This is a genomic window from Xanthomonas fragariae (assembly GCF_017603965.1).
GTDB classification, from domain to species: domain Bacteria; phylum Pseudomonadota; class Gammaproteobacteria; order Xanthomonadales; family Xanthomonadaceae; genus Xanthomonas; species Xanthomonas fragariae_A.
Genome location: NZ_CP071955.1, coordinates 3,004,665 through 3,027,214, shown reverse-complemented (window position 1 = coordinate 3,027,214; position 22,550 = coordinate 3,004,665). Strand labels below are relative to the sequence as shown.

General features: G+C 63.1%; 21 protein-coding genes, 1 tRNA gene and 1 other RNA gene. 20 read left to right on the top strand and 3 right to left on the bottom strand.

Annotation, left to right across the window (positions count from 1 at the left end; translation table 11 throughout):
- Positions 1–4: 4 nt before the first annotated feature.
- The gene (locus J5I97_RS14350; protein ID WP_208587256.1) at positions 5–958 is read right to left on the bottom strand and encodes an AAA family ATPase; all 954 of its coding nucleotides are present in this window, start codon (positions 956–958) and stop codon (positions 5–7) included.
- Positions 959–997: 39 nt separating this feature from the next.
- Here J5I97_RS14350 and J5I97_RS14345 point away from each other — a divergent pair, with 39 nt between their 5' ends.
- Genes J5I97_RS14345 through J5I97_RS14335 form a run of 3 tightly spaced genes read left to right on the top strand, consistent with a single transcriptional unit; the run spans position 998 to position 5,674 of the window.
- Positions 998–2,839: a glycosyltransferase family 39 protein gene (locus tag J5I97_RS14345; RefSeq protein WP_208587254.1), complete on the top strand. Its 1,842-nt coding sequence runs from the start codon at positions 998–1,000 to the stop codon at positions 2,837–2,839.
- 7 nt (positions 2,840–2,846) lie between these two features.
- On the top strand, positions 2,847–3,842 hold the full coding sequence (locus tag J5I97_RS14340; RefSeq protein WP_208587252.1) for a glycosyltransferase family 2 protein: 996 nt from the start codon (positions 2,847–2,849) through the stop codon (positions 3,840–3,842).
- Positions 3,842–5,674: a hypothetical protein gene (locus J5I97_RS14335; RefSeq protein WP_238135537.1), complete on the top strand. Its 1,833-nt coding sequence runs from the start codon at positions 3,842–3,844 to the stop codon at positions 5,672–5,674. The genes J5I97_RS14340 and J5I97_RS14335 overlap by 1 nt, the downstream gene beginning before the upstream one ends.
- Positions 5,675–5,811: 137 nt before the next feature.
- Here J5I97_RS14335 and J5I97_RS14330 read toward each other — a convergent pair whose 3' ends face one another.
- Complete coding sequence (locus J5I97_RS14330; RefSeq protein WP_208587250.1) at positions 5,812–6,387, bottom strand: Maf family protein; 576 nt, start codon at positions 6,385–6,387, stop codon at positions 5,812–5,814.
- 113 nt (positions 6,388–6,500) lie between these two features.
- Here J5I97_RS14330 and J5I97_RS14325 point away from each other — a divergent pair, with 113 nt between their 5' ends.
- The 15 genes from J5I97_RS14325 (at position 6,501) to J5I97_RS14255 (ending at position 18,591) form a co-directional block, all read left to right on the top strand.
- Positions 6,501–7,010 carry a YceD family protein gene (locus tag J5I97_RS14325; RefSeq protein WP_208587248.1) on the top strand — a complete coding sequence of 170 codons (510 nt, stop codon included), beginning with the start codon at positions 6,501–6,503 and terminating at the stop codon, positions 7,008–7,010.
- 99 nt (positions 7,011–7,109) lie between these two features.
- A complete protein-coding gene (rpmF, locus tag J5I97_RS14320; RefSeq protein WP_010368401.1) occupies positions 7,110–7,304 on the top strand; it encodes a 50S ribosomal protein L32 in 195 nt (64 codons plus the stop codon).
- 81 nt (positions 7,305–7,385) lie between these two features.
- Positions 7,386–8,363: a beta-ketoacyl-ACP synthase III gene (locus J5I97_RS14315; protein WP_208587246.1), complete on the top strand. Its 978-nt coding sequence runs from the start codon at positions 7,386–7,388 to the stop codon at positions 8,361–8,363.
- A 377-nt stretch (positions 8,364–8,740) separates the two neighbouring features.
- Positions 8,741–9,685: an ACP S-malonyltransferase gene (gene fabD / locus J5I97_RS14310; RefSeq protein ID WP_208587244.1), complete on the top strand. Its 945-nt coding sequence runs from the start codon at positions 8,741–8,743 to the stop codon at positions 9,683–9,685.
- Positions 9,686–9,768: 83 nt separating this feature from the next.
- Positions 9,769–10,512, top strand: a complete 744-nt coding sequence (gene fabG / locus J5I97_RS14305) for a 3-oxoacyl-ACP reductase FabG (protein ID WP_208587242.1) — start codon at positions 9,769–9,771, stop codon at positions 10,510–10,512.
- Between the two features lie 153 nt (positions 10,513–10,665).
- Positions 10,666–10,905 carry an acyl carrier protein gene (acpP, locus tag J5I97_RS14300; RefSeq protein ID WP_002814322.1) on the top strand — a complete coding sequence of 80 codons (240 nt, stop codon included), beginning with the start codon at positions 10,666–10,668 and terminating at the stop codon, positions 10,903–10,905.
- Positions 10,906–11,045: 140 nt separating this feature from the next.
- Positions 11,046–12,281, top strand: a complete 1,236-nt coding sequence (gene fabF / locus J5I97_RS14295) for a beta-ketoacyl-ACP synthase II (protein WP_208587240.1) — start codon at positions 11,046–11,048, stop codon at positions 12,279–12,281.
- A 182-nt stretch (positions 12,282–12,463) separates the two neighbouring features.
- Positions 12,464–13,819: an aminodeoxychorismate synthase component I gene (locus J5I97_RS14290; protein ID WP_208591754.1), complete on the top strand. Its 1,356-nt coding sequence runs from the start codon at positions 12,464–12,466 to the stop codon at positions 13,817–13,819.
- A 60-nt stretch (positions 13,820–13,879) separates the two neighbouring features.
- Positions 13,880–14,944, top strand: coding sequence for an endolytic transglycosylase MltG (gene mltG / locus J5I97_RS14285; protein WP_208587238.1), 1,065 nt, complete (start codon positions 13,880–13,882; stop codon positions 14,942–14,944).
- Complete coding sequence (locus tag J5I97_RS14280; RefSeq protein ID WP_208587236.1) at positions 14,941–15,900, top strand: DNA polymerase III subunit delta'; 960 nt, start codon at positions 14,941–14,943, stop codon at positions 15,898–15,900. Before mltG ends, J5I97_RS14280 begins: the two co-directional genes overlap by 4 nt.
- Positions 15,897–16,250, top strand: a complete 354-nt coding sequence (locus J5I97_RS14275; protein ID WP_003483889.1) for a PilZ domain-containing protein — start codon at positions 15,897–15,899, stop codon at positions 16,248–16,250. Before J5I97_RS14280 ends, J5I97_RS14275 begins: the two co-directional genes overlap by 4 nt.
- Positions 16,251–16,528: 278 nt before the next feature.
- Positions 16,529–16,603, top strand: a tRNA-Val gene (locus J5I97_RS14270).
- A gap of 97 nt (positions 16,604–16,700) precedes the next feature.
- Positions 16,701–17,573, top strand: coding sequence for a hypothetical protein (locus J5I97_RS14265; RefSeq protein ID WP_208587234.1), 873 nt, complete (start codon positions 16,701–16,703; stop codon positions 17,571–17,573).
- Positions 17,573–18,313, top strand: a complete 741-nt coding sequence (locus J5I97_RS14260; protein ID WP_208587232.1) for an HIRAN domain-containing protein — start codon at positions 17,573–17,575, stop codon at positions 18,311–18,313. The genes J5I97_RS14265 and J5I97_RS14260 overlap by 1 nt, the downstream gene beginning before the upstream one ends.
- A 201-nt stretch (positions 18,314–18,514) precedes the next feature.
- A non-coding RNA gene (locus J5I97_RS14255) (sX9 sRNA) lies at positions 18,515–18,591 on the top strand.
- Positions 18,592–18,594: 3 nt separating this feature from the next.
- On the opposite strand, the gene prpR is transcribed toward J5I97_RS14255, so the two are convergent.
- The gene (gene prpR, locus J5I97_RS14250; protein ID WP_208587231.1) at positions 18,595–20,196 is read right to left on the bottom strand and encodes a propionate catabolism operon regulatory protein PrpR; all 1,602 of its coding nucleotides are present in this window, start codon (positions 20,194–20,196) and stop codon (positions 18,595–18,597) included.
- 145 nt (positions 20,197–20,341) lie between these two features.
- Here prpR and prpB point away from each other — a divergent pair, with 145 nt between their 5' ends.
- Positions 20,342–21,238, top strand: coding sequence for a methylisocitrate lyase (gene prpB, locus J5I97_RS14245; RefSeq protein WP_208587229.1), 897 nt, complete (start codon positions 20,342–20,344; stop codon positions 21,236–21,238).
- A gap of 75 nt (positions 21,239–21,313) precedes the next feature.
- Positions 21,314–22,468: a bifunctional 2-methylcitrate synthase/citrate synthase gene (gene prpC / locus J5I97_RS14240; protein WP_208587227.1), complete on the top strand. Its 1,155-nt coding sequence runs from the start codon at positions 21,314–21,316 to the stop codon at positions 22,466–22,468.
- Positions 22,469–22,550 lie beyond the last annotated feature (82 nt).

The following is a 22,550-nucleotide window of genomic DNA, read 5'->3' as shown; positions in this document are numbered from 1 at the left end:
TGGGTCAGTCCACCGGCACGCTGTGCAGCAGCGCCTTGGCCAGCGCCGGCCCGGACGAGGATTCGGCCTCCGGCACCAGCCGATGCCCGGCCACCGCCACAAATAGCGCCTGCACGTCTTCGGGCAGCACATGCTCACGCCCGAGCAGCAGCGCATAGGCCTTGGCCGCACGCAGCAGTGCGATGCCGGCACGCGGCGACAGGCCGACGCGCACCCCGGCATGCTGGCGACTGCGCAACAGCAGTGCCTGCACATAGCCGATCAACGCGTCGCTGGTATGGATCCGGCCGACCACTGCGCGTAGTGCAACCACCTCGGTATCGCTGAGTTGCGGCGCGGCCTGGGCGATCAATTCGCGCCGATCCACGCCCGACAGCAGCGCGCGCTCGGCATCGGCGCTGGGGTAGCCCAGGCTGAGCCGCAGCAGGAAGCGGTCCAGTTGCGAATCCGGCAGCGGGAAGGTGCCGGACAGATCAACCGGATTCTGCGTGGCGATCACAAAAAACGGCTCCGGCAACGCATGCGTGACGCCATCGAGCGTGACCTGTTGTTCGGCCATAGCTTCGAGCAGCGAGCTTTGGGTGCGCGGCGGGGCGCGATTGATCTCGTCGGCCAGCAGCACGTTAGTGAACACCGGGCCGGGATGGAACTGGAACTGACGCGAGGTGGCGTCATACACCGATACGCCCAGCACATCGGCCGGCAGCAGGTCGGAGGTGAACTGCACGCGTTGAAAGCCCAGCCCCAAGCTGGACGCCATCGCATGGGCGAGGGTGGTCTTGCCCAGGCCGGGCAGGTCTTCGATCAATAGATGTCCACCGGACAGCAGCGCCACGAACGCCAGCCGCACTTCCTGCGCCTTGCCCAGTAGCAGCGAATTGACCTGGTCTTGGGCGCGCTGCAGCGATTGGCGCAGCGCATCGGTTAGCATTTCCGTGGAACGCAGCGGTGTCGACATCACAATTCCGTAGGTCGAAATAGAAGAGTGCACAGGGCAATGCAAGGGGACCAACGCGCACATCGCACCTTCGTGATCCTGTGGACACTGGCGACGGCCGTCAAGCTATTGATCGCCGCGCGGCTGCCGTTGTTTGTGGACGAGGCGTTCTATTGGCAGGAAGGCCAGCATCTGGCTGCTGCCTATTCGGATTTGCCGGGCATGACCGCTTGGCTGGCGCGGCTTGGGGTGGAACTCGGCGGGCATCATTTGCTGGCCTTGCGCCTGCCGTTTTTGGCGATTTCCGCGCTGATTCCCTGGTTGATCGCGCATATGGCCGCGCGCTGGTTCGGCTCCACCCTGGGCTGGCAGGCCGGCAGTCTGACGCTGTTGATGCCGCTGTCGGCCACGCTGGGCATTCTGGCGGTACCGGATGTACCGATGGCACTGGCGGCGGTGCTGTGCATGGATGCCGGCGCGCGCCTGTTGCGCGAGGTCGACGCCATCGGCGCGCTCGAGCTCGCTATCGGGCTGGTGATCGGCGCGCTCAGCCACTACCGCTTTGTCGGCGTGATCGGCGTGGGCTGCATTGCGCTGCTGTGCATTCCGCAGGGGCGCGCGGTCATGCGCGACCCGCGCATCTGGATGGCACTGACGGTGGGCGCGGTGAGCTGGCTGCCGCTGCTGTTCTGGAACACCGACCATGACGAGGCTGGATTGCGTTTCCAACTGGTCGATCGGCATCCGTGGCGCTTCCAGATCACCGGGCTGTGGTTCCTGCTGATCCAGACGGTGCTGGTAACCCCGCTGCTGGCCTGGGCGATGATCAAGGTCGGTCTGGCCGGCACGCGCGGTGGCTGCGGTTCGCGTGCACAGTGGCGTTACTTCGGCTTGCTGGGCGGTATGTCGACCGTGGCGATCTTCGTGCTCGGTTTCTTCAGCGATGCCGAGCGGATCAGCTTTCACTGGCCGCTGCCGGGCTATCTGGCCCTGCTGGTCGCGGTGCCGGTGATCTTGACGCGTTGGCCGCACACGCTGCGTCGCGCAGCCTGGCTGATCGCACTGCTTGGCACGATCGGTGCGTATGGTTATTACCTGGCGGTATCGGTGCCGTCCATCCGCGTGCATGCGGCCGGCGAAAAATACTATCCACGCAACTTCGCCGGTTGGGAGGATCTGGCGCGCGCGGTCAAGATCAGGCTGGCGCAGATGCCACCGGGTACGCGCGTGCTGGCGGAAAACTTCAAGGTCGGCGCCGAGCTCGGCTTTCAGTTGCACGATGCCAACTTGGAAGTGCTGCGCGCCGACTTGAACGACAAGCACGGGCGCAGCGCACAGCTGCTGCAGTGGGGCTTGCTCAGCGATGGCACGCGCGCCGGTCCGCGGTTGTTGGTGCTCTCGCCAAGCGACCAGCGCTATCGCGATTTGTTGAAGCGTTACCACGCCATCTGCGACATGGTCGGGCCGCTGCCGCCGCCCACCGTGGTTTCCACCGATCGCGGGTATCAACGTTTTCTGTTGTTCGCGCTGCCTGCGCAACGCCAGCCTGGCCCGTGCATCGCCCCGGCGATGGCATGGATCGACATGCCACAGCCGGATGTAAGCGTGTCCGACCGGGTGCAAGTGCGCGGCTGGGCATTCAAGGACGGCGTCGGGCTATCGGATGTAGAGCTGTTGCTCGACGGTCGCCCGGTCGCACATGCCGATTACGGCGCACCACTCGATGTGCGCCCGTACTGGAAAATCTCCACCGACCCGCAGCACCCGAATGTCGGCTTTACCGCCACGCTCGATACGCACGCGTTGCCGCCGGGCACGCATTGGTTGGGATTGCGCCTGCACGGCCACGACGGCAGCGTCGAGGACTGGTGGGAGCAGTCCATCACCGTTTCCGCACCTTGATCACGCAATGACCGACGCCCTGACTGTTGTGCATCCCGCCTCCGTGACCGGGATTCGAATTGCCGTGCTGGTGCCTTGCCATAACGAGGCGGCGACGGTTGCTGCCGTGGTCGGCGATTTTGCGGCTGCCTTGCCGGGCGCGGCGATCCACGTGCTGGACAACAATTCCAGCGATGCCACCGCAACGATCGCAGCGGCAGCGGGCGCCCAGGTGCGCCGCGTGGCATTGCAAGGCAAGGGCAATGTGGTGCGACGTGGGTTTGCCGATGTGGAGGCCGACATCTATTTACTGGTCGATGGCGACGCCACTTACGATGCCGCTGCAGCACCGGCGCTGGTGCGCAAACTGATCGACGAGCGCCTGGACATGGTGGTCGGCGCGCGGCGCGATCAGCGACAGGCCGCGTACCGGCCCGGTCATCGCTTCGGTAACGTACTGCTGACGCGTTGCGCCGGGCTGCTGTTCGGTCGCAGCTTCGACGACATGTTGTCCGGCTATCGCGTGTTCTCGCGGCGCTATGTCAAATCCTTCGGCGCGCATGCGCAGGGATTCGAAACCGAAACCGAACTGGCCGTGCACGCATTGCAATTGCGCATGCCGGTGGCCGAGGTTGAAACCGCCTACGGCGTGCGCCCGGAAGGCTCGCAAAGCAAGTTGAATACCTGGCGCGATGGCTGGCGCATCCTCACCACCATTACCAAGTTGTTCAAGGCCGAGCGGCCGCTGCTATTCTTCTCGATCGGCTTTGTGGTCAGCGCCACGTTGTCGATCGTGCTGGCGATTCCGTTGTTCGAAACCTATTTTCAGACCGGTCTGGTGCCGCGTTTTCCCACCGCGATCCTGTGCGTGGCGTTGATGCTGCTCGGCTTCTTGTTGCTTGCGTGCGGATTGATTCTGGACACGGTCACGCGCGGACGTGTGGAGGCCAAGCATCTGGCGTATCTCGCCGAGCCGGGTGTCGGCAGTCTTGTCTCAACGCCAGAAAACCGAGGCAATCGCTGATGGCATCCATCGCCACGCCGACGCTTGCCAACCGGCGGCAGCGCTTGTTGCGATGGGCAAATCGCCACTTCGGCTTTCATTCGCCACGCCACATCGCCTCGGCAGTGATTGCCGTATTGCTGCTGGGTATGGCGTTGTCGCTGTGGTTGGGGCAAGACGCTAATTGGGATCTGCGCAATTACCACCTCTATATCGGTGATGCGTGGGCAAACAACCGGCTGGGTGTGGATTTGGCCCCGGCGCAGATGCAGAGCTACTTCAGCCCGTTGCTTGATGCAGTGCATGCCTGGTCGATGCTGCATCTTCCCGCGCCGCTGGTCGGTGCATTGCTGGGTGCATTACACGCGGTGGTTTTCATTCCGGTAGCAGCGGTGGCATGGCGCGTATTGGCCAACGAATCGCGGCGTGCGCAATGGGCACCGCTGTTTGCGATGGCCGGCATGAGCAGTGCGGTGTTCCTGTCCGAGCTCGGCGGCACTATGGGCGATACCGCTAGCGCGATCCCGATATTGGCGGCGTTGTCCATCGTGCTGTTGGCGCAATCCAGGGCGCGTCACGGTGGGCGCGTCGTACATCTGTGGGCCATCGCCGGTGCACTGATCGGTCTGGCAGTAGCGCTCAAGCTCACCAATGCGCTTTATGCGCTGGCATTGGCACCGGCAGTTCTGTGCGATGGCGGACGCCTGCGTTCGCGCGTACTGGGCGTGAGTGTGCTTTCCGGCGTTGCGGGGTTGGTGTTGGTGTTGGTAGCTGGTTCTTGGTATTGGCAGGTCTGGCAGCACTTGGGCAATCCGCTGTTTCCGCAATTCAACGGTGTGTTCAAATCTTCATTGGCCCAGCCAGTGTCGATCGGTGATGTCCGCTGGGCGCCGCGCAACATCGGCGAACACCTCGTCTGGCCGCTGCTGTTTACGCTCAAACCGCAACGCATCGGCGATCTCGGTCTGGTGCAGGCGGGATGGGCGGTGCTGTATGCGGTGGTGGCGATTGCAGCAGGGCGTGCCGTATTGCGGCGACCCGTACGCTCGGTTGGGGGTGATCGTGCTGCCGTTGTCTTGCTGGTATTCTTCGGCGTCGCCTATGCGTTATGGCAGGCGATTTTCAGCATCCATCGTTATCTGGTGGTGCTTGAGTTGTTGATGCCACTGGTGTTGTGGATCGTATGCCGGCAAGCGTTCGCGACAAACGCAAATCGCAAGGCCGCCTGGTTGATCGGTCTGTGTGCGCTGGTCGCCGTAGTCGGATGGAAGGACTGGGGGCACGAGGCCTGGGCACGCGACAGCTTCCAGGTGCAGCAGCCGGTGCTGAGCGATCCTGCTGCATCCACCGTGCTGCTAGTCGGTGACGAGCCGCAATCGTGGCGAGTGCCGCTGCTCCCGCAGCCGGTGCGCTACATCGGGGTGGCCACCAATATTTCCGAGACCGATCACTACCGTCAGCGCGTGCGTGCATTGATCGCCGAGCGGCCGCAGCTCTACGCCATGTTGGGCGCGGCGCGCGACAAACAGCAATTGCGTATCGATCGAATGAATCGCTGGGCGCAACAAATCGGTTGGGATAGCCAGCCGCAGTGCACGCGTCTGCGTTGGTTGATCGCGCACGGTCTGCGTGCCGAGCTGGATACATCGCAATCGGGCCGCTGCGTGCTCACCGTGCCCAGGGGCAAGGCATTGGATATCGCAGCCGCAAACCACGCCGCACGCAACGCTGCGCAGCAGCGCTTGGCCGCTTATGGACTGACGCTGGACTCCGCGCGCTGCCGCACGTTGTCCTCGAAAGTTGGGCAGGCCGAATATCCGTACCAGTTCTGTCAGTTGCCTCTGCCCGAGTAGGGCTACGTGCGACTAGAAACCTTTTGCGCGTTTGTGAGGCAAGCGCGGCTTGATGCCGGGATTTGGCACGTGCCCGTGCAGGTCCCTGAGCGACCTCCTAGCCTGGTGGTCGACATCACGGTGAGTCGCCGCAACTCTCAGGGAATCTCGAACCCCGCCTGCCGCAACAGTCGCGCCAGCGCGATCAGTGGCAGGCCAATCAGCGCGGTTGGATCGTCCGAGCGGATGGCATCGAACAGGCTGATGCCCAGGCCTTCGCACTTGAAGCTGCCGGCGCAGTCCAGCGCCGGTTCGGCGGTCAAATAGCGCTCGATCTCGGCAGCTGTCAGCGGGCGCAGCTGCACCTCGGTTAGGTCCAGCGCGTGCAGGCTACGGTCCGGGCCGACCAGACTCACTGCGGTATGGAAGCGCACCACACGACCGGACATGGCGCTCAGCTGCGCACGTGCCTGTTCGAGCGTGCCCGGCTTTCCAAGCGCCTGGCCGTCCAGATCGGCGACCTGATCCGAGCCGATGACCCAGGTTCCTGGGGATCGAGCGGCCACCACGGCGGCCTTCTCGGCGGCGAGGCGGCTCGCCAGCGCGCTCGGAGCTTCCCCGGGCTGCGCCTGCTCATCGACCTGCGGCCGGGCAGTGCTGAAATCCAGTCGCAGCCGGCCGAGCAGTTCGCGTCGGTAGACAGAGGTGGAGGCAAGAATCAGGCGTGGCATCATGGTGTGCTGCACGGGACGGACAAGGGAGTCTGCGGGCCTGAGCGCCGCGCGGCAATTGCGCTGAATTGGGCCATTTGACATGGCACCTGCGTGTCTTTAACATTCTGCGGCTTATGTCCGCGAACGTACCCGAAATGTTGGATGCTTGGCGGATGGTCGCAGCGCGCAGGCGCTTCGATGGCCACATTCCGCTATCTGCGATGACCCGTCTGCAGGGTAGCCTGGTCGATACCGAGGGCGAATGTGTCTATTCGCTTCAATTCGATCAGGACGATCTGCTGAAGGTCGCCTATGTCGAACTCAGCATCGATGTCGAGCTGCCGTTGGCCTGCCAGCGTACCTTGCAACGTTTTCTGTATCCGGTGCAAATCAGACAGCGTCTTGGTTTGATCCGTGACGAAGCCGACGAAGCTGCGTTGCCAGCCGAGTACGAGGCCTTGCTGGTGCCGGAAGGTGGCATGCTGCGGGCCGCAGACATGGTCGAGGACGAGCTGGTGCTAGCGGTGCCAGTGGTGCCGATGGTGCCGGGAAGCGAAGCGATCAATGCCGAATGGGTTCCGACCCAGCAAGAGCAAGACAAGGCTAGTCCGTTCGCGGCGCTGGCAGCGTTGAAGAAACAGTAACCGCCGCTGTTAAGGGCGTAAGGATCAGGTCGACGCGGGCGTAGAGCGTGCCGTTCGACCCGACAGACAAGTTTATCGAACTTAAGTTGGAGCAATCCCATGGCTGTGCAGAAATCCCGAGTTACCCCGTCCCGTCGCGGCCAGCGTCGTTCGCACGATGCCCTCACCGCCAAGCAGCTGTCGACCGACCCGACCAGCGGCGAGATCCATCTGCGCCACCACATCACCGCTGACGGGTACTACCGCGGCAAGAAGGTGATCACGACCAAGTCGTCCGCCGTCCAAGAAGATTGATTCGTGGCGCCCGCCGCGGCTGGGCGACCCTCGCTTCTTTAGGAGCCGCAGGCCACTGCGGCTCTTGCAACAGGGAACAGTATGAGCAAGCGGATCTATTCCAGAATCGCGGGCACGGGTAGCTATTTGCCCGAAAAGGTGTTGACCAACGACGATATGTCCAAGATCGTCGACACCTGCGATGAATGGATCTACTCGCGTACCGGTATCCGAGAGCGTCACATCGTCGCCGACGACCAGACTACCAGCGATCTGGCGTATTTCGCTTCGCTGAAGGCGATGGAAGCGGCCGGCGTTACCGCCGACGAGCTCGATCTGATCGTCATCGGCACTACCACTCCCGACCTGATCTTTCCGTCTACCGCCTGCCTGTTGCAGGCGCGGTTGGGCAACGTCGGTTGCGGTGCGATGGACGTCAACGCGGCCTGCTCGGGTTTTGTCTACGCGCTCAGCGTGGCCGACAAGTTCGTGCGCAGTGGCGACGCCAAGACCGTGCTGGTGGTTGGTGCAGAAACCCTGACCCGCATCGTCGACTGGACTGATCGCACCACCTGCGTACTGTTCGGCGACGGTGCCGGCGCTGTCGTGCTCAAGGCCAACGAAGAAACCGGCATTCTCAGCACCCATCTGCATGCCGATGGCAGCAAGAAAGAGCTGCTGTGGGATCCGGTCGGCGTGTCGGTTGGCTTCGGCGAAGGCAAGAATGGCGGAGGTGCCTTGCGGATGAAGGGCAACGACGTCTTCAAGTACGCAGTCAAGGCGCTGGATTCTGTGGTCGACCAGACCCTGGCCGCCAACGGCTACCACAAGCACGATCTGGATTGGCTGATTCCGCATCAGGCCAATTTGCGCATCATTGAAGCCACTGCCAAGCGGTTGGACTTGCCGATGGAGCAGGTGATCGTCACCGTGGATCGCCATGGCAACACCTCGTCGGCCTCGGTGCCGCTGGCGCTGGACGAAGCTGTACGCTCGGGCCGCGTGCAGCGTGGCCAGTTGCTGCTGCTGGAAGCGTTCGGGGGTGGATTTACCTGGGGCTCGGCGCTGCTGCGCTATTGAGTCCGCAAGTGCTGCCGGGCTTGCCGGCGGTGTTTTCAAATCCGGCTGCGCAGAGGGCAGATGTGCATGGGCAGGGCGATGAGGGCGCTGCCATGACTGCCGACGCGATCCAATAGTGCTCGCCATCGTCATCCTGCTGCCGGTGGCCGGTATAGGCCGCCGCGTTTGTTTGGCTTTGTGATCGTTAGCACGCCATGATCTTCCGAATCGCTTTGTCGTCGCCGCTGCCCCCGTCGTTGCGTGCCGGCGACCGATCGGTCCGCTGTGCGTTCTGCGACGCCAGGCCATCCCAAAGCAAGCACTGCATACGCGGCAGTACAGACGCTAGGACGATTTCGCACGTATTATCCCGGCTCGATTTTTGTAGGCAGCAACGCGTGATCGAATCCACTCTCGCCTTCGTGTTTCCCGGCCAGGGCTCGCAGTCCCTGGGCATGCTGGCCGAAATGTCCCAACTGCACCCGCAGATTCGCGAAACATTTGCCGAGGCCTCCGAAGGCGCTGGCGTCGATCTGTGGGCACTGTCCCAGGGCGGCCCGGAAGAGATGCTCAACCGCACCGAATACACCCAGCCTGCCTTGCTGGCCGCGGGCATCGCGGTGTGGCGGTTGTGGAACGCGCAGCGCGGGCAGCGCCCGGCGTTGCTGGCAGGGCACAGCCTGGGTGAATACACCGCGTTGGTCGCCACTGGCGCCTTGTCGCTGCACGACGGCGCGCACCTGGTGCGGCTGCGCGGCCAGTTCATGCAGGCCGCTGCCCCGGCCGGTGTCGGTGCGATGGCCGCAGTGCTGGGCGCCGAAGACGCGTTGGTGCTGGACGTCTGCGCCGAGGCAGCAGGTAGCCAGGTGGTGGTCGCGGCCAACTTCAACTCGCCTGGTCAGATCGTGATCGGTGGCGACGTGGCAGCGGTGGATCGCGCGCTGTCCTTGCTGGCCGAGCGTGGCGTGCGCAAGGCGGTCAAGTTGGCGGTGAGCGTGCCTTCGCACACCCCGCTGATGCGCGAGGCGGCCAACCAGCTCGCTGAAGCGATGGCCGGGCTGACCTGGCATACCCCGCAGATTCCGGTGGTGCACAACGTGGATGCACGCGTGCACGAGGGCAGCGAGGCGATTCGCCAGGCGTTGGCCGAGCAGCTATATCTGCCAGTGCAGTGGACCGGTTGCGTGCAGGCGCTGGCCGCGCAGGGCATTACCCGGATCGCCGAATGCGGACCGGGCAAGGTGCTGAGCGGGCTGATTAAGCGTATCGACAAGCGCCTGGACGCGCGTCCGCTGGCTAGCCCTGCCGATTACGCTGGTGCATTCGACGCGTGGGTGCATTGATCCGACGCACATGCCGGTCATGCCGGCTTCACTCCACGTCTCTGGCTGCGGTCGCGACGTCCCCCACTTGAGGAACAGCATTCATGAGCAAGCCACTGCAGGGCGACGTCGCCCTCGTCACCGGTGCCAGTCGTGGGATTGGCGCTGCCATTGCCGACACCTTGGCTGCCCAGGGCGCCACCGTTATCGGTACCGCCACCTCCGCCTCCGGCGCTGCGGCGATCGGCGAGCGCTTGGCGGCCAACGGCGGTCACGGTCGTGAACTCAACGTCACCGATGCCGCCGCGGTCGATGGTCTGATCGATGCGATCGGCAAGGAATTCGGCTCCATCTCGATCTTGGTCAACAACGCCGGCATCACCCGCGACAACCTGTTGATGCGGATGAAGGACGACGACTGGCAGGCGATCATCGACACGAATCTGACTAGCGTGTTTCGCACTTCCAAGGCGGTGATGCGCGGCATGATGAAGGCGCGCAAGGGCCGCATCATCAACATCGCCTCGGTGGTCGGTGTGACAGGTAACCCGGGCCAGACCAACTACGCAGCGGCCAAGGCCGGCATCATCGCGTTCTCCAAGTCGCTGGCCAAAGAGATCGGCTCGCGCGGCGTGACCGTGAATGTGGTGGCGCCCGGTTTTATCGATACCGATATGACCAGGGCGTTGCCGGAAGAAGCCAAGACCGCCTTGTTGCAGCAGATCGCGCTCGGCCATTTGGGCCAGCCGGAGGACATCGCCAACGCGGTGGCGTTTTTGGCCGGCCCGACCGCTCGCTACGTCACCGGCGAGACCCTGCACGTCAACGGCGGCATGTACATGCCCTAAGCGTGCAGCGCCGGGAGGCGCTAAGTGTCTGATCGGCCGAGAGTTGTGATGCAATGCAACGCCCGGTCGCTTCCACTACACTATCCAACGCGGCCATCGCAGCACGATGGCGTTTTTTATACCACCACTACTCCATCTGGAGCGATATCCCAAATGAGCACCATCGAAGAACGCGTCAAGAAAATCGTCGTTGAACAACTCGGCGTCAAGGAAGAGGAAGTCACCACCAGCGCATCGTTCGTCGATGACTTAGGGGCCGACTCGCTGGACACCGTCGAGCTGGTGATGGCACTGGAAGAAGAGTTCGAGTGCGAGATCCCGGACGAAGAGGCCGAAAAGATCACCTCGGTCCAGCAGGCGATCGACTACGTCAAGGCGCACGTCAAGAGTTGATGCGTTGTTCCTGACAGCGGCGGCGTGCGTCAAGCCGCTGCTGCGTCAGACATTCCATGGGGCCGCTGATGCGGCCCTGTGTTTTTCAGCGTCAACCGCAAACCGCAAGCCCCGTTCGTTCTGTGGTGAGGAGATCTGCAATGAGTCGTCGTGTTGTCGTTACCGGCATGGGCATGGTGTCGTCGCTGGGCAATGATCTGGCCACCAGCTGGGATGGAATCATCCACGGGCGTTCAGGCATTGGCCCGATCACTCAGATCGATGTCTCGCAGTTCGCCACCAAGATCGCAGGCGAGATCAAGAATTTCGACCCCACGCTTTTTGTGTCCTCCAAGGACGTCAAAAAGATGGACTCGTTTATTCACTACGGTGTCGGGGCATCGTTCATGGCGCTGGACGATTCCGGCCTGGAAATCGACCAAAGCAATGCCGAACGGGTGGGCGCCATTCTCGGTTCCGGCATCGGCGGGCTGCTCGGTATCGAAGAGCAGACCATCAAATTCCATGAGGGCGGCGCGCGTAAGATTTCGCCGTTCTACGTGCCCAGCACCATCATCAACATGCTGCCGGGCCAGGTGAGCCTGATCAAAGGTCTGAAGGGTCCGACATTCTCGGCCGTGTCGGCCTGTGCCACCTCCAACCATTCGATCGGCACCGCGATGCGCATGATCCAGCACGGCGATGCCGATGTGATGCTGGCCGGCGGCGCCGAGCGCGGGTCCTCGCCGAGTTCCATCGGCGGTTTCTGTGCGATGAAGGCGATGTCCACCCGCAACGACGACCCGGCCGGCGCTTCGCGCCCGTGGGACAGACAGCGCGACGGCTTCGTGCTTGGCGACGGCGCCGGCGTGCTGGTGCTGGAAGAATACGAACACGCCAAGGCACGCGGCGCGCGCATATACGCAGAACTGGTCGGTTTCGGCGCCAGCTCCGATGCGTTCCACATGACCGCTCCCAGCGAAGACGGCGAAGGCGCGGCGCGCAGCATGGCCGCGGCCATGCGCGATGCCAAGCTCAACCCCGAGCAGATCGGCTACCTCAACGCGCACGGCACCTCTACGCCGCTGGGCGATCTGGCTGAAACGATGGCGATGAAGCGCGCGCTGGGCGACCACGCCTACAAGGCTATGGTCAGTTCGACCAAGTCGATGACCGGTCACCTGCTCGGCGCAGCCGGTGGCGTGGAAGCGATCTTCTCGGTGATGGCGCTGCACACCGGCATCATCCCGCCGACCATCAACCTGGAAGAACCCAGCGAAGGCTGCGATCTGGACTACGTGCCGAACGTTGCGCGCGAGGTGCAGGTCGATGCGGTAATGTCCAACGGCTTCGGCTTTGGCGGCACCAACGGCACGTTGGTATTCAAGCGCCTCTGAGTTCGGTGCGCCGTCTTCTTCGTTGAGGAACGGTGCGCGACATTTTCCGGCCGCCGCGCGTGACGCGTTCGTGTGGCCGGATGCTGCGTTACGGTCCGCTCCATACTTGATCCACAGCATCACACGCGCGCTGCGTCTACCGTAGAGCGGCGCGCTTGAGCACCCAACGCCATGCCGGACCGATGACGCTCACCAGACCACTGCACGCGGACATCGATTTGCTGGCCCTGCATCGGCTGGTCCCGCAGCGGTATCCGGTACTGTTCGAATCCACCGCCTCCGGCACACAACACGGGCGCTGGGACATCTTGCTGCTCGCAGAGGGCGCAAGTCTGCGGCTCGATCCGGATGGCCGCACCCGTGACGGCGAGGGGCGCGTGCTGGAAGGCGGCTTTCTGGCTGCGCTGGATGCCGCCTGGCAGGCCGAGCGTGTGGCGCACGATGCGACGAGCCCATGGCCGTTTCGTGGCGGCTGGGCTGTATTGCTCGATTATGAGCTGGCTGCGCAGGTCGAGCCGATCTTGCAGCTACCAACGCGTACTGATCGCCTGCCGACCGCGCTCGCCCTGCGCGCGCCCGCAGCGGTGCTGCGTGATCGCGTGCAAGGGCGCTGCATCGCGCTGGCCGAGCCCGGCCGCGAAGATCTGCTTGCTCGCATCGTCCAGGACATCGCCGCCTGCGCCGCGCTGCCGCCGTTGCCGACCTGGGTTGGGCCTGTGGTCGTCGAAGAAGACGCGCCCGAACGCTTCACTGATGCAGTGCAGTGCGTGCTCGATTATCTGCGCGCTGGCGATGTATTCCAGGCCAATATCTCGCGTGCCTGGCATGCGGCGTTCGCTGATGCGGTCGATCCGGCTGCGTTGCATGCGCGGCTGCGCGCGGCCAATCCGGCGCCGTTTGCGGGCCTGTTCGTCGCAGCAGGGCGCGCAGTAGTGAGTTCCTCGCCCGAGCGCCTGGTGTCGGTGCAGGGCGATGTGGTGCAGACACGCCCGATCGCTGGCACCCGCGCGCGCTTTGCCGACGATGATGATGCCGCACGCATCCGCGAGCTGGTCGGCCATCCGAAAGAGCGTGCCGAGCACGTCATGCTGATCGACCTGGAACGCAACGACCTGGGACGCATCTGTGCGCCGGGCACGGTGGAGGTGGACGAGCTGATGTGCGTGGAAAGCTACGCGCACGTGCACCACATCGTCAGCAATGTGCGCGGCCGTCTGCGCGTGGCCGTTACGCCGGGCGGGGTGATTGCGGCGGTGTTTCCAGGTGGCACGATTACCGGTTGTCCGAAGGTGCGCTGCATGCAGATCATCGCCGAGCTCGAACAGACTGCGCGTGGCGCCTACACCGGCGCGTTCGGCTGGCTCAATCGCGATGGCGACATGGACCTCAATATTCTGATTCGCACCGCTGAGGTGGCCGGGGAACGCGTGCATTTCCGCACTGGCGCCGGGATCGTGGTGGATTCGCACCCGCAGCGCGAGCTGGAAGAAACCCGCGCCAAGGCGCGTGGGATGCTGCGCGCATTCGACCGGACATGAGCGCGTCAACGGGACGGTACCGGCGCGCGGTATCCTGCGCGGCGCTGGGGCAATGACGAGGTGAGTGTGGCTGAGACTGGCAAACGCGGATGTCTGGCCGTGCTGGGCACGGCACTGTTGCTAGCAGGGCTGCTGGCGATTGCGGCCGTGGTGGCGTGGCGGCATTACCTGCACTTCGTCGATACCCCGGTGAGCGCCAGCGCGCCCAGTGTGGCGATTGCGCCCGGCGATTCGCTCAAGGCCACGCTGCGCAAGTTGCGCGAGGCTGGCGTGGCGCAGGGCGCGGATCTGGAATGGCAACTGCTCGCCCGTCAGGTCGACGCGGCCGGCAAGCTCAAGGTGGGCGAATACGCGCTGGTGCCGGCCTTGTCGCCGCGAGAACTGCTCGATCGCATGCGCCAGGGTCGGGTGATCCAGTACCGCTTCACGATCGTGGAAGGCTGGAATTTCCGCCAGTTGCGCGCTGCACTCGCCACCGCCACGCCGCTGCAGCAATCCATCGGTGCGCTGGACGATGCGGCGCTGATGGCGCGGCTGGGGTTTGCCAACCAGCATCCGGAAGGTCGCTTCCTGCCGGAAACCTATCTCTATCAGCGCGGCGACAGCGATCTGGATGTGCTCAGGCGTGCGCACATCGCCATGGACAAGGCGCTGGCGCAGGCCTGGGAGCAGCGCGCCCCCAACCTGCCGCTCAACTCGCCGGAGCAGGCGCTGATCCTGGCCTCGATCATCGAAAAAGAAACCGCCCTGGGCTCGGAGCGCCCGCTGATCGCCGGGGTCTTCCTGCGCCGTCTGCAACTGGGCATGAAGCTGCAAACCGACCCGACCGTGATCTACGGCATCGGCAGCGGTTACGACGGCAATATCCGCCGCCGCGACCTGACCACCGACACGCCGTACAATACCTATACCCGCACCGGCCTGACCCCGACCCCGATCGCCATGCCGGGCCGTGAGGCCTTGCTGGCGGCGGTATGCCCGGCGCCCGGTAAGGCGCTGTACTTCGTCGCGGTCGGCGATGGCACCGGTGCGCACGTGTTCTCGGCCACCCTGGCCGAACACAATGCTGCCGTTGCGCGTTATCTGCAGCGTCGCCGTCTCCCGCAACCGGAACCCACACCATGACATCGGCGTTTTCGCCTTGGCAGCAGCGCGCCTACGATCAGACCGTGGCCGCCCTGGACGTGGGCCGCCTCGGGCACGGCCTGCTGATTTGCGGACCGGAAGGCCTGGGTAAACGCGCGGTGGCATTGGCGCTGGCCGAGCACGTGCTGTCCAGCTCGCCAGATCCGGCGCTCGCCCAGCGCACGCGCCAGCTGATCGCGGCCGGTACCCACCCGGACCTGCAGCTGATCTCGTTCATCCCCAATCGCACCGGCGACAAGCTGCGTACCGAGATCGTGATCGAGCAGGTGCGCGAGATCTCGCAAAAGCTTTCGCTGACCCCGCAATACGGCATCGCCCAGGTGGTGATCGTCGACCCGGCCGACGCGATCAATCGCTCCGCCTGCAATGCCTTGCTCAAGACGCTGGAAGAGCCTTCGCCGGGTCGTTACCTGTGGCTGATCAGCGCGCAGCCGGCGCGTCTGCCGGCGACTGTCCGCAGCCGCTGCCAGCGGTTGGAATTCAAGTTGCCGCCCGCGCACGAGGCGCTTGCCTGGTTGTTGTCGCAAGGCGTCAGTGAGCGGGTTGCACAAGAGGCGCTGGACGCCGCGCGCGGTCATCCCGGTCTTGCTGCGCAGTGGCTGCGCGAAGATGGCCTGACGGTGCGTCGGGCGGTGGCGCAGGATCTGGAGCAGATCGCCAGCGGCCGCGCCGGGGCGGTGGACGTTGCGCAGCGCTGGACCAACGATGGCCAGGCCGATCAACGCCTGCGCCATGCCGCCGATCTGGCGCTGGCGCAGGCGTCGGTCGGCTTGACCGATCCATCGCGGTTGCACAAGCTGGCGATCTGGTTCGACGCGGCCAATCGCACGCGCGATCTGCTGCGTACCACCGTCCGCGCCGATCTGGCAGTGACGGAATTGTTGCTGGCCTGGCGCGAGGGAGAGCGTCCGCCACGTTCTAGGGGAACCCGATGAGTGCAATGAATGCACGCCAAGGCATTTTGTCGCTGGCGTTGAAGGACAAGCCGGCGCTCTACAGCGCTTACATGCCGTTCGTGAAAGGCGGCGGCATCTTCGTGCCCACGCCCAAGCGCTACATGCTCGGCGACGAAGTCTTCCTACTGCTGACCCTGCCGGACTCCAGCGAGCGCCTGCCGGTCGCCGGCAAGGTCATCTGGACCACACCGGCCGGCGCGCAGGGAAACCGCGCCGCCGGCATCGGCGTGCAGTTCCCGGACGGCCCGGAAGGCGAGGCGGTGCGCAACAAGATCGAGACGTTGTTGGCGGGGCTGACGACTTCGGATAAGCCGACGCATACGATGTAGGACGGTGTGCTGTAAGGGCGCGGGATTGCGGTGGTGTTCGAAGTGCGTATTCAAGGTGCGTATTGGGCGTTTGAGCGGCGCGGGATCGATCGCTACGACGCGTTGCCAGGCGGTCGGAGCGCCGCGTCCAGTCACCGCGGCGGGTTCTTTTCGACCGCATCGCCACCGCCCTGGATGAATCTGTTGACGCCTGTTGACGCCTGTTGACGCCTGTTGACGCCTGTTGACGCCTGTTGACGATCGCCACTGCTGCCCTATAATGCTCGGCTAGCGTCACCGGGCGGTTAGCTCAGCGGTAGAGCATTGCCTTCACACGGCAAGGGTCACAAGTTCGAACCTTGTACCGCCCACCATAAGTTCAATGAGTTACGACGAAACCGGCTAAGGCCGGTTTTTTTCGTAACTGCAGGGTTAAGGGCAGTGTTGGCTTTGGGCAGGCGGGAGATTCCTATGTTCCAGATCGTACGAGTCCCTAGTGGTGCTGCTGATCTGCCAGAGCAAATGGGGACGAAAGCCAAATTCTGGTTCGATGAAAATCGTCGCCTTTTTAAGGAAGGGCGCCCAGGAACTGGCGAGAACTGGGCAGAGGTAATTGCGGCAGAGTTGGCTGCTCTCCTTGGGTTACCCCATGCCAAGTATAGTTTGGCTGAGTATGAGGAACGGCGAGGTGTCGTCTCAGAGTCGTTTGTTCCAGCTGGTGCACGCCTTATTCTTGGCAATGAGCTTATCGGGTTCGCAGCCCGTGAGATACCAAGTCGGCGCATTAGGCGCGAGGCACATACGATTGGTCGTCTGGGTAGACTACTGAACCGACCCAGCGTTGCGTTGCCGAGTGGATGGGTTTCGCCAAAGCCGACTTTCAACGCAGCTGATGTGATGTCGGGCTATCTCCTGCTCGACGCCTTGATCGCGAACCAGGATCGACATGAAGAGAACTGGGGGTTCATCAATTCACGTGGTGCTATCTATCTTGCGCCCACATTTGATCATGCTTCTAGTCTTGGCAGGAATGAGACAGACCAGAGACGAATGCAGAAATTGACAGCCAACCATCCCGATCACGGGGTTTACGGATATGCACGCAGAGCTAAAGTGCCAATCTATTATGGGTCGGGCCAACTGCATTCAAGTGAGGCATTTTTCGCGTTGTCTCGAGTGTGCCCCGACAAGGGGAGGCATTGGCTGAATCGACTGCGTGAGATAGATCCCAACAGCTTCGCTGCGCTGTTAGGAAGAATTCCTGTGGGTTGGATCACGGACCCGGCTCGCCGTTTTGCCGACGAGCTTCTCAGGGTCAACAGAAACCGACTTTTGGACCAATAATGAAATCCCTCTACCTCGCCATTCAACAACATGAAAGCCGCCGCTGGTCGCCTGTCGCTAAGGTGACGAAGACTGGTGGGATCTATCGTCTGGTGTACACGAAGGGGGCGTGGGAAGTGCCGGGCTTCAGCGGATTCGCTCGGATGGAAGATTTGTGTCAAGAGTACCGTTCTGCTGATATTTTTCCTATTTTGAAGAATCGAACCTTGCCTCGGTCGCGGCCTGAGTATCAGGACTACATTTCTTGGCTTGGTCTTTCGGCTGAGGAGCACGATGAACTTGACGAGTTGGCGCGCTCCGGTGGTCTTCGGGCGACAGATCAGATTGAGCTAATTCCTGCGCCAGAAAAGAAAGCCAATGGAAGCTTTGAGACCTTCTTTTTCGTGCGCGGCATCAGCTACATTCCTGGTAGCGATGATGTCGACTTGAAGGTTGGCGATCGTTTGTTTGTTATGAAGGACTTTCAGAACGAGAAGGATCCTGCGGCTTTGCTTTTGAGGACTGATGACCCAGTATCGTTGGTTGGTTACGCCCCTCGTTATTACAGCTACGATATTTCACGTCTAGCAAATGTGTGCCAAGCCAGTGATCTGCTAGTTAAAGTTGAGCGCTTTAACATGAAGGCTCCTGCTGCCTATCGAGTACTTTGTAAAGTTGCAGGCCCCTGGCCGGAAGGTTTCGAATTCTTTGGCTCCGATGTGTTTGACGAAGTGCCAAAATCTTCAGCGCTGCCGAAATAACTTGAAGCTAAACTGAAAGCACTCAGCGGACTTCCAGACTCTCGGTCGTGCCTGCTTCTTGCGAGCTCAGCGAGGAATTGCCATTCTGCAAGGCCCCGCGTTGAAGTAAGGAGTAGCGTTAAAGACGCTGCTTGGAAGTGCCCTGGTTGCAAGGCCGGTTCCGTCGCAGCACACTGATTGTAATGGTGGGCGGTACGCGGCATGTACCATTCTTACATTGCGGTTCTGAGCGCGCCGTCCGCACCCGCCTGACGACTGCTCGCTACGTTTTGTTAGCCACTCTAAGTACGCGATGCCACGGCCTGCGCCTGCATCCAGCGCCATAAGGTGGTGCGCGAAACGCCTAGCGCTTTTGCGGCGAGCGCACGATTGCCATTGGTGCGCTCGAGCGCTGCGTGGACTGCTGCTGCGGTGAGGTGCAGGCGTGAGGTTGCCATATCGTCGTGCTCGAACGGCGCTGCGCTATCGCCGATATGTATGTCGAATAATTCCGGCGCCCAGCGTTCGAGTTGCTCCAGGCTCAGGCTGTCGCGCGGTTGTGCCTTCCAATGAATGCACAGGCGTTCGACCAGGTTGCGTAGTTCGCGCACATTACCCGGCCATGCGTGGTGCTGCAGCCGCTGCAGCGCTGTCGATGTCAGTGGCGAAGAAATGCTGCCGAGTTGCTGGAAGTAATGCGTCAGCAACAAGGCGATCTCGTCGGGGCGATTGCGCAGCGGCGGCAGTGCGATGCGTAATGCTGCCAGGCGGTAGAACAGGTCGCGGCGGAAGCGTCCTTGGTCGACCAACTCCTGCAACTGTTGCAGGCTGGCGGCGACCACACGCACGTCGATGGCGATGGGCACTGTGGCGCCGACGCGCAGTACTTCGCGCTCTTCCAGGACGCGCAGCAATCGGGTTTGCAGCGGCATTGGTAACTCGCCGATTTCGTCGAGGAATAGCGTGCCGTCCTGTGCTGCCTCGATCAGGCCGATATGGCCGCCGCGGCGTGCGCCGGTGAATGCGCCGTCGCTGTAGCCGAACAGTTCCGCTTCCAGCAGCGATTCGGCGATGGCGCCGCAATTGATCGCGACGAAGCGGCCACGTCGGCGGCTGCCGGCATGCAGTTGGCGCGCGACCAGTTCCTTGCCGGTGCCGGTTTCGCCGCTGATCAACACGGTGCTCGGATGTGGGGCGTACAGCTGCACCAGTTCGCGCACGTGCGCAATTGCGGCGTCTTCGCCAAGCAGTGCATCGGTGCGGCGTACGCGTCGTGTGGTGGTGCGGCCGATGCGGTGATCGATGCTCGGATCGGTGCCCAGCGTGATGGCATGTTCGAGCGCGTGACGTACCGAATCGGCCGAGTACAACAGCACGCCGGGCAGGCCGGCCTGCTCGGCGAAGTCGATCGCCATGCCGGTGCCGACGATGACCTGGATGCCGCTGACGCGCAGGTCGGCGATGCAGTCGCGCGCGTCTTCGGCGGTGACGAAGCGCCGGTGTGCGATGTCCAGATCGAAGCTGGTCTGGAAGGCGCGCAACGAGGGCACATCGCCGGCGTGGGTGACCACGCCGATACGCGGCGCGATGCGGCGTGCGCGCGCAAGCGCTTCCATCAGATCGAATCCGGTGGCCTGGATCGGTGCCAACGGCAGCGCGAGCCGGCTGCGCAGATAGGCAGCGTTGGAGCCGCCGGCGACCAGAACGTTGCAGCGCTCACGGCGCAGGCGTTGACCGATGACCTCGACCGCTTCGGCAAAGCCGAGATTGATCTGCTCGATGCGCGCGCGCTGGTCGAACTCGGGGATGACATCGGCCAGCAGGCCGGTCAGGCGCGAGACGCTGACAGTCCAGATCACCGGTGGGGAGGTGTCTGTTGACTCAGAAAGAGTAGGGCTGCGCATTGGACTGCCGTGTTGCAACGATGTTTCATGCTGATCGGGACGTTGCAGTTTTGCAACAGTTGGCCCAACCCCTCCCAATGCAATCAACCGCTTGCACTTGGCACGCCGCTTGCGCTCTTACCCTGATCCCATCCCAGGAGTCGCCATGATGTCTTCGCCCACCGCCTCTGCCGGCACGCGCTTGCGCGCAGCGCTGGCTGCCGAATCGCCGCTGCAGGTGATCGGTGCGATCAACGCCAACCATGCGCTGCTGGCCGAGCGCGCCGGCTATCAGGCCCTCTATCTGTCCGGGGGCGGCGTGGCGGCCGGTTCGTTGGGATTGCCGGACCTGGGCATCAACACCCTGGAAGACGTGCTGATCGACGTGCGCCGCATCACCGATGTCTGCGCGTTGCCGCTGCTGGTAGACGTGGATACCGGCTTCGGGCCGAGTGCGTTCAACATCGAGCGCACCATCAAATCGCTGATCAAGGCGGGCGCGGCCGGCTGCCATATCGAAGACCAGGTCGGCGCCAAGCGTTGCGGGCATCGGCCGGGCAAGGAGATCGTCAGCCAGGCCGAGATGGTGGACCGGGTCAAGGCCGCAGCCGATGCGAAGACCGATGCGGCGTTTTTCCTCATTGCACGCACCGATGCGATCCAGATGGAAGGCGTGGATGCGGCGATCGAACGCGCGATTGCCTGTGTAGAGGCTGGCGCGGACGGCATCTTCGCCGAGGCAGCGTACGACCTGGACACCTACAAGCGTTTCGTCGATGCAGTGCGCGTGCCGGTATTGGCCAACATCACCGAGTTCGGCAAGACGCCGCTGTTTACCCGCGACCAGCTGGCGCAGGCCGGTGTGGCGATCCAGTTGTTTCCGTTGTCGGCATTTCGTGCCGCCAACAAGGCGGCCGAAGAGGTCTATACGGCGATTCGGCGCGATGGCCACCAGCAAGCTGTGCTGGAAAGCATGCAGACGCGCGAAGAGCTGTACGACCGCATCGGCTACCACGGCTACGAGCAGCGCCTGGATGCGCTGTTTGCGCGCAAAGGCGCATGATCGCGGTCTGCTGCGCGCACGTTTCGCCACCTCAACAGCAACACCGCAACACGACACGATTCGGGAGCTCATCGCATGAACGACACCGTCAATCCCGGCTTCAAGCCGAAGAAATCCGTCGCATTGTCCGGCACCGCCGCCGGCAACACCGCGCTGTGCACGGTGGGGCGTAGCGGCAACGATCTGCATTACCGCGGCTACGATATTCTGGATCTGGCAACCACCAGCGAGTTCGAGGAAATCGCCTATCTTTTGGTGCATGGCAAGTTGCCCAACAGCGCCCAATTGCGCGGCTACAAGGCCAAGCTGCGCTCGCTGCGTGGTGTGCCGGCTGCGGTAAAAACCGCGCTGGAACAGTTGCCGCCGTCGGCGCATCCGATGGATGTGATGCGCACCGGCGTGTCGGTGCTGGGTTGCCTGCAGCCGGAGAAGGATGACCACACTCATCCCGGCGCGCGCGATATTGCCGACAAGCTGATGGCCTCGCTAGGATCGATGTTGCTGTATTGGTATCACTACAGCCACAACGGCAAGCGTATCGAGGTGGAAACCGATGACGACTCCATTGGCGGACATTTCCTGCACTTGCTGCATGGGTTTGCGCCGAAGGACTCGTGGGTGCGTGCGATGCACACCAGCCTGATCCTGTACGCCGAGCATGAGTTCAACGCGTCCACGTTTGCCAGTCGCGTGATTGCCGGCACTGGCAGCGACATGTACAGCGCCATTGCCGGTGGCATCGGCGCATTGCGCGGGCCCAAGCACGGCGGCGCCAACGAGGTGGCATTCGAAGTGCAAAAGCGCTACGACACCGCGGACGAAGCCGAAGCCGACATCAAAGCACGTGTGGAGCGCAAGGAGATGGTGATCGGCTTCGGGCATCCGGTCTATACCGTGGCGGACCCGCGCAACAAAGTGATCAAAGAGGTGGCGCGTGCGCTCTCCGATGAGCAGGGCAGCCGCAAGATGTACGACATCGCCGAGCGCCTGGAGACGGTGATGTGGGACATCAAGAAGATGTTCCCGAACCTGGATTGGTTCAGTGCGGTCAGCTATCACATGATGGGTGTGCCGACCGCGATGTTTACGCCGTTGTTCGTGCTGGCGCGCACTGCCGGTTGGAGCGCGCACATCATCGAGCAGCGTGTGGATGGCAAGATCATTCGCCCATCGGCCAATTACACCGGCCCGGAAGATCAGGTGTTCGTGCCGTTGGATCGGCGTCCCTGAGCGGATGGCCGGGTTGCTGCCCTCAGCCGCGCTTCGGGCCGCTTCTCCGGCGTGCGGAAATAAGAGCACCGCACGGCACGGC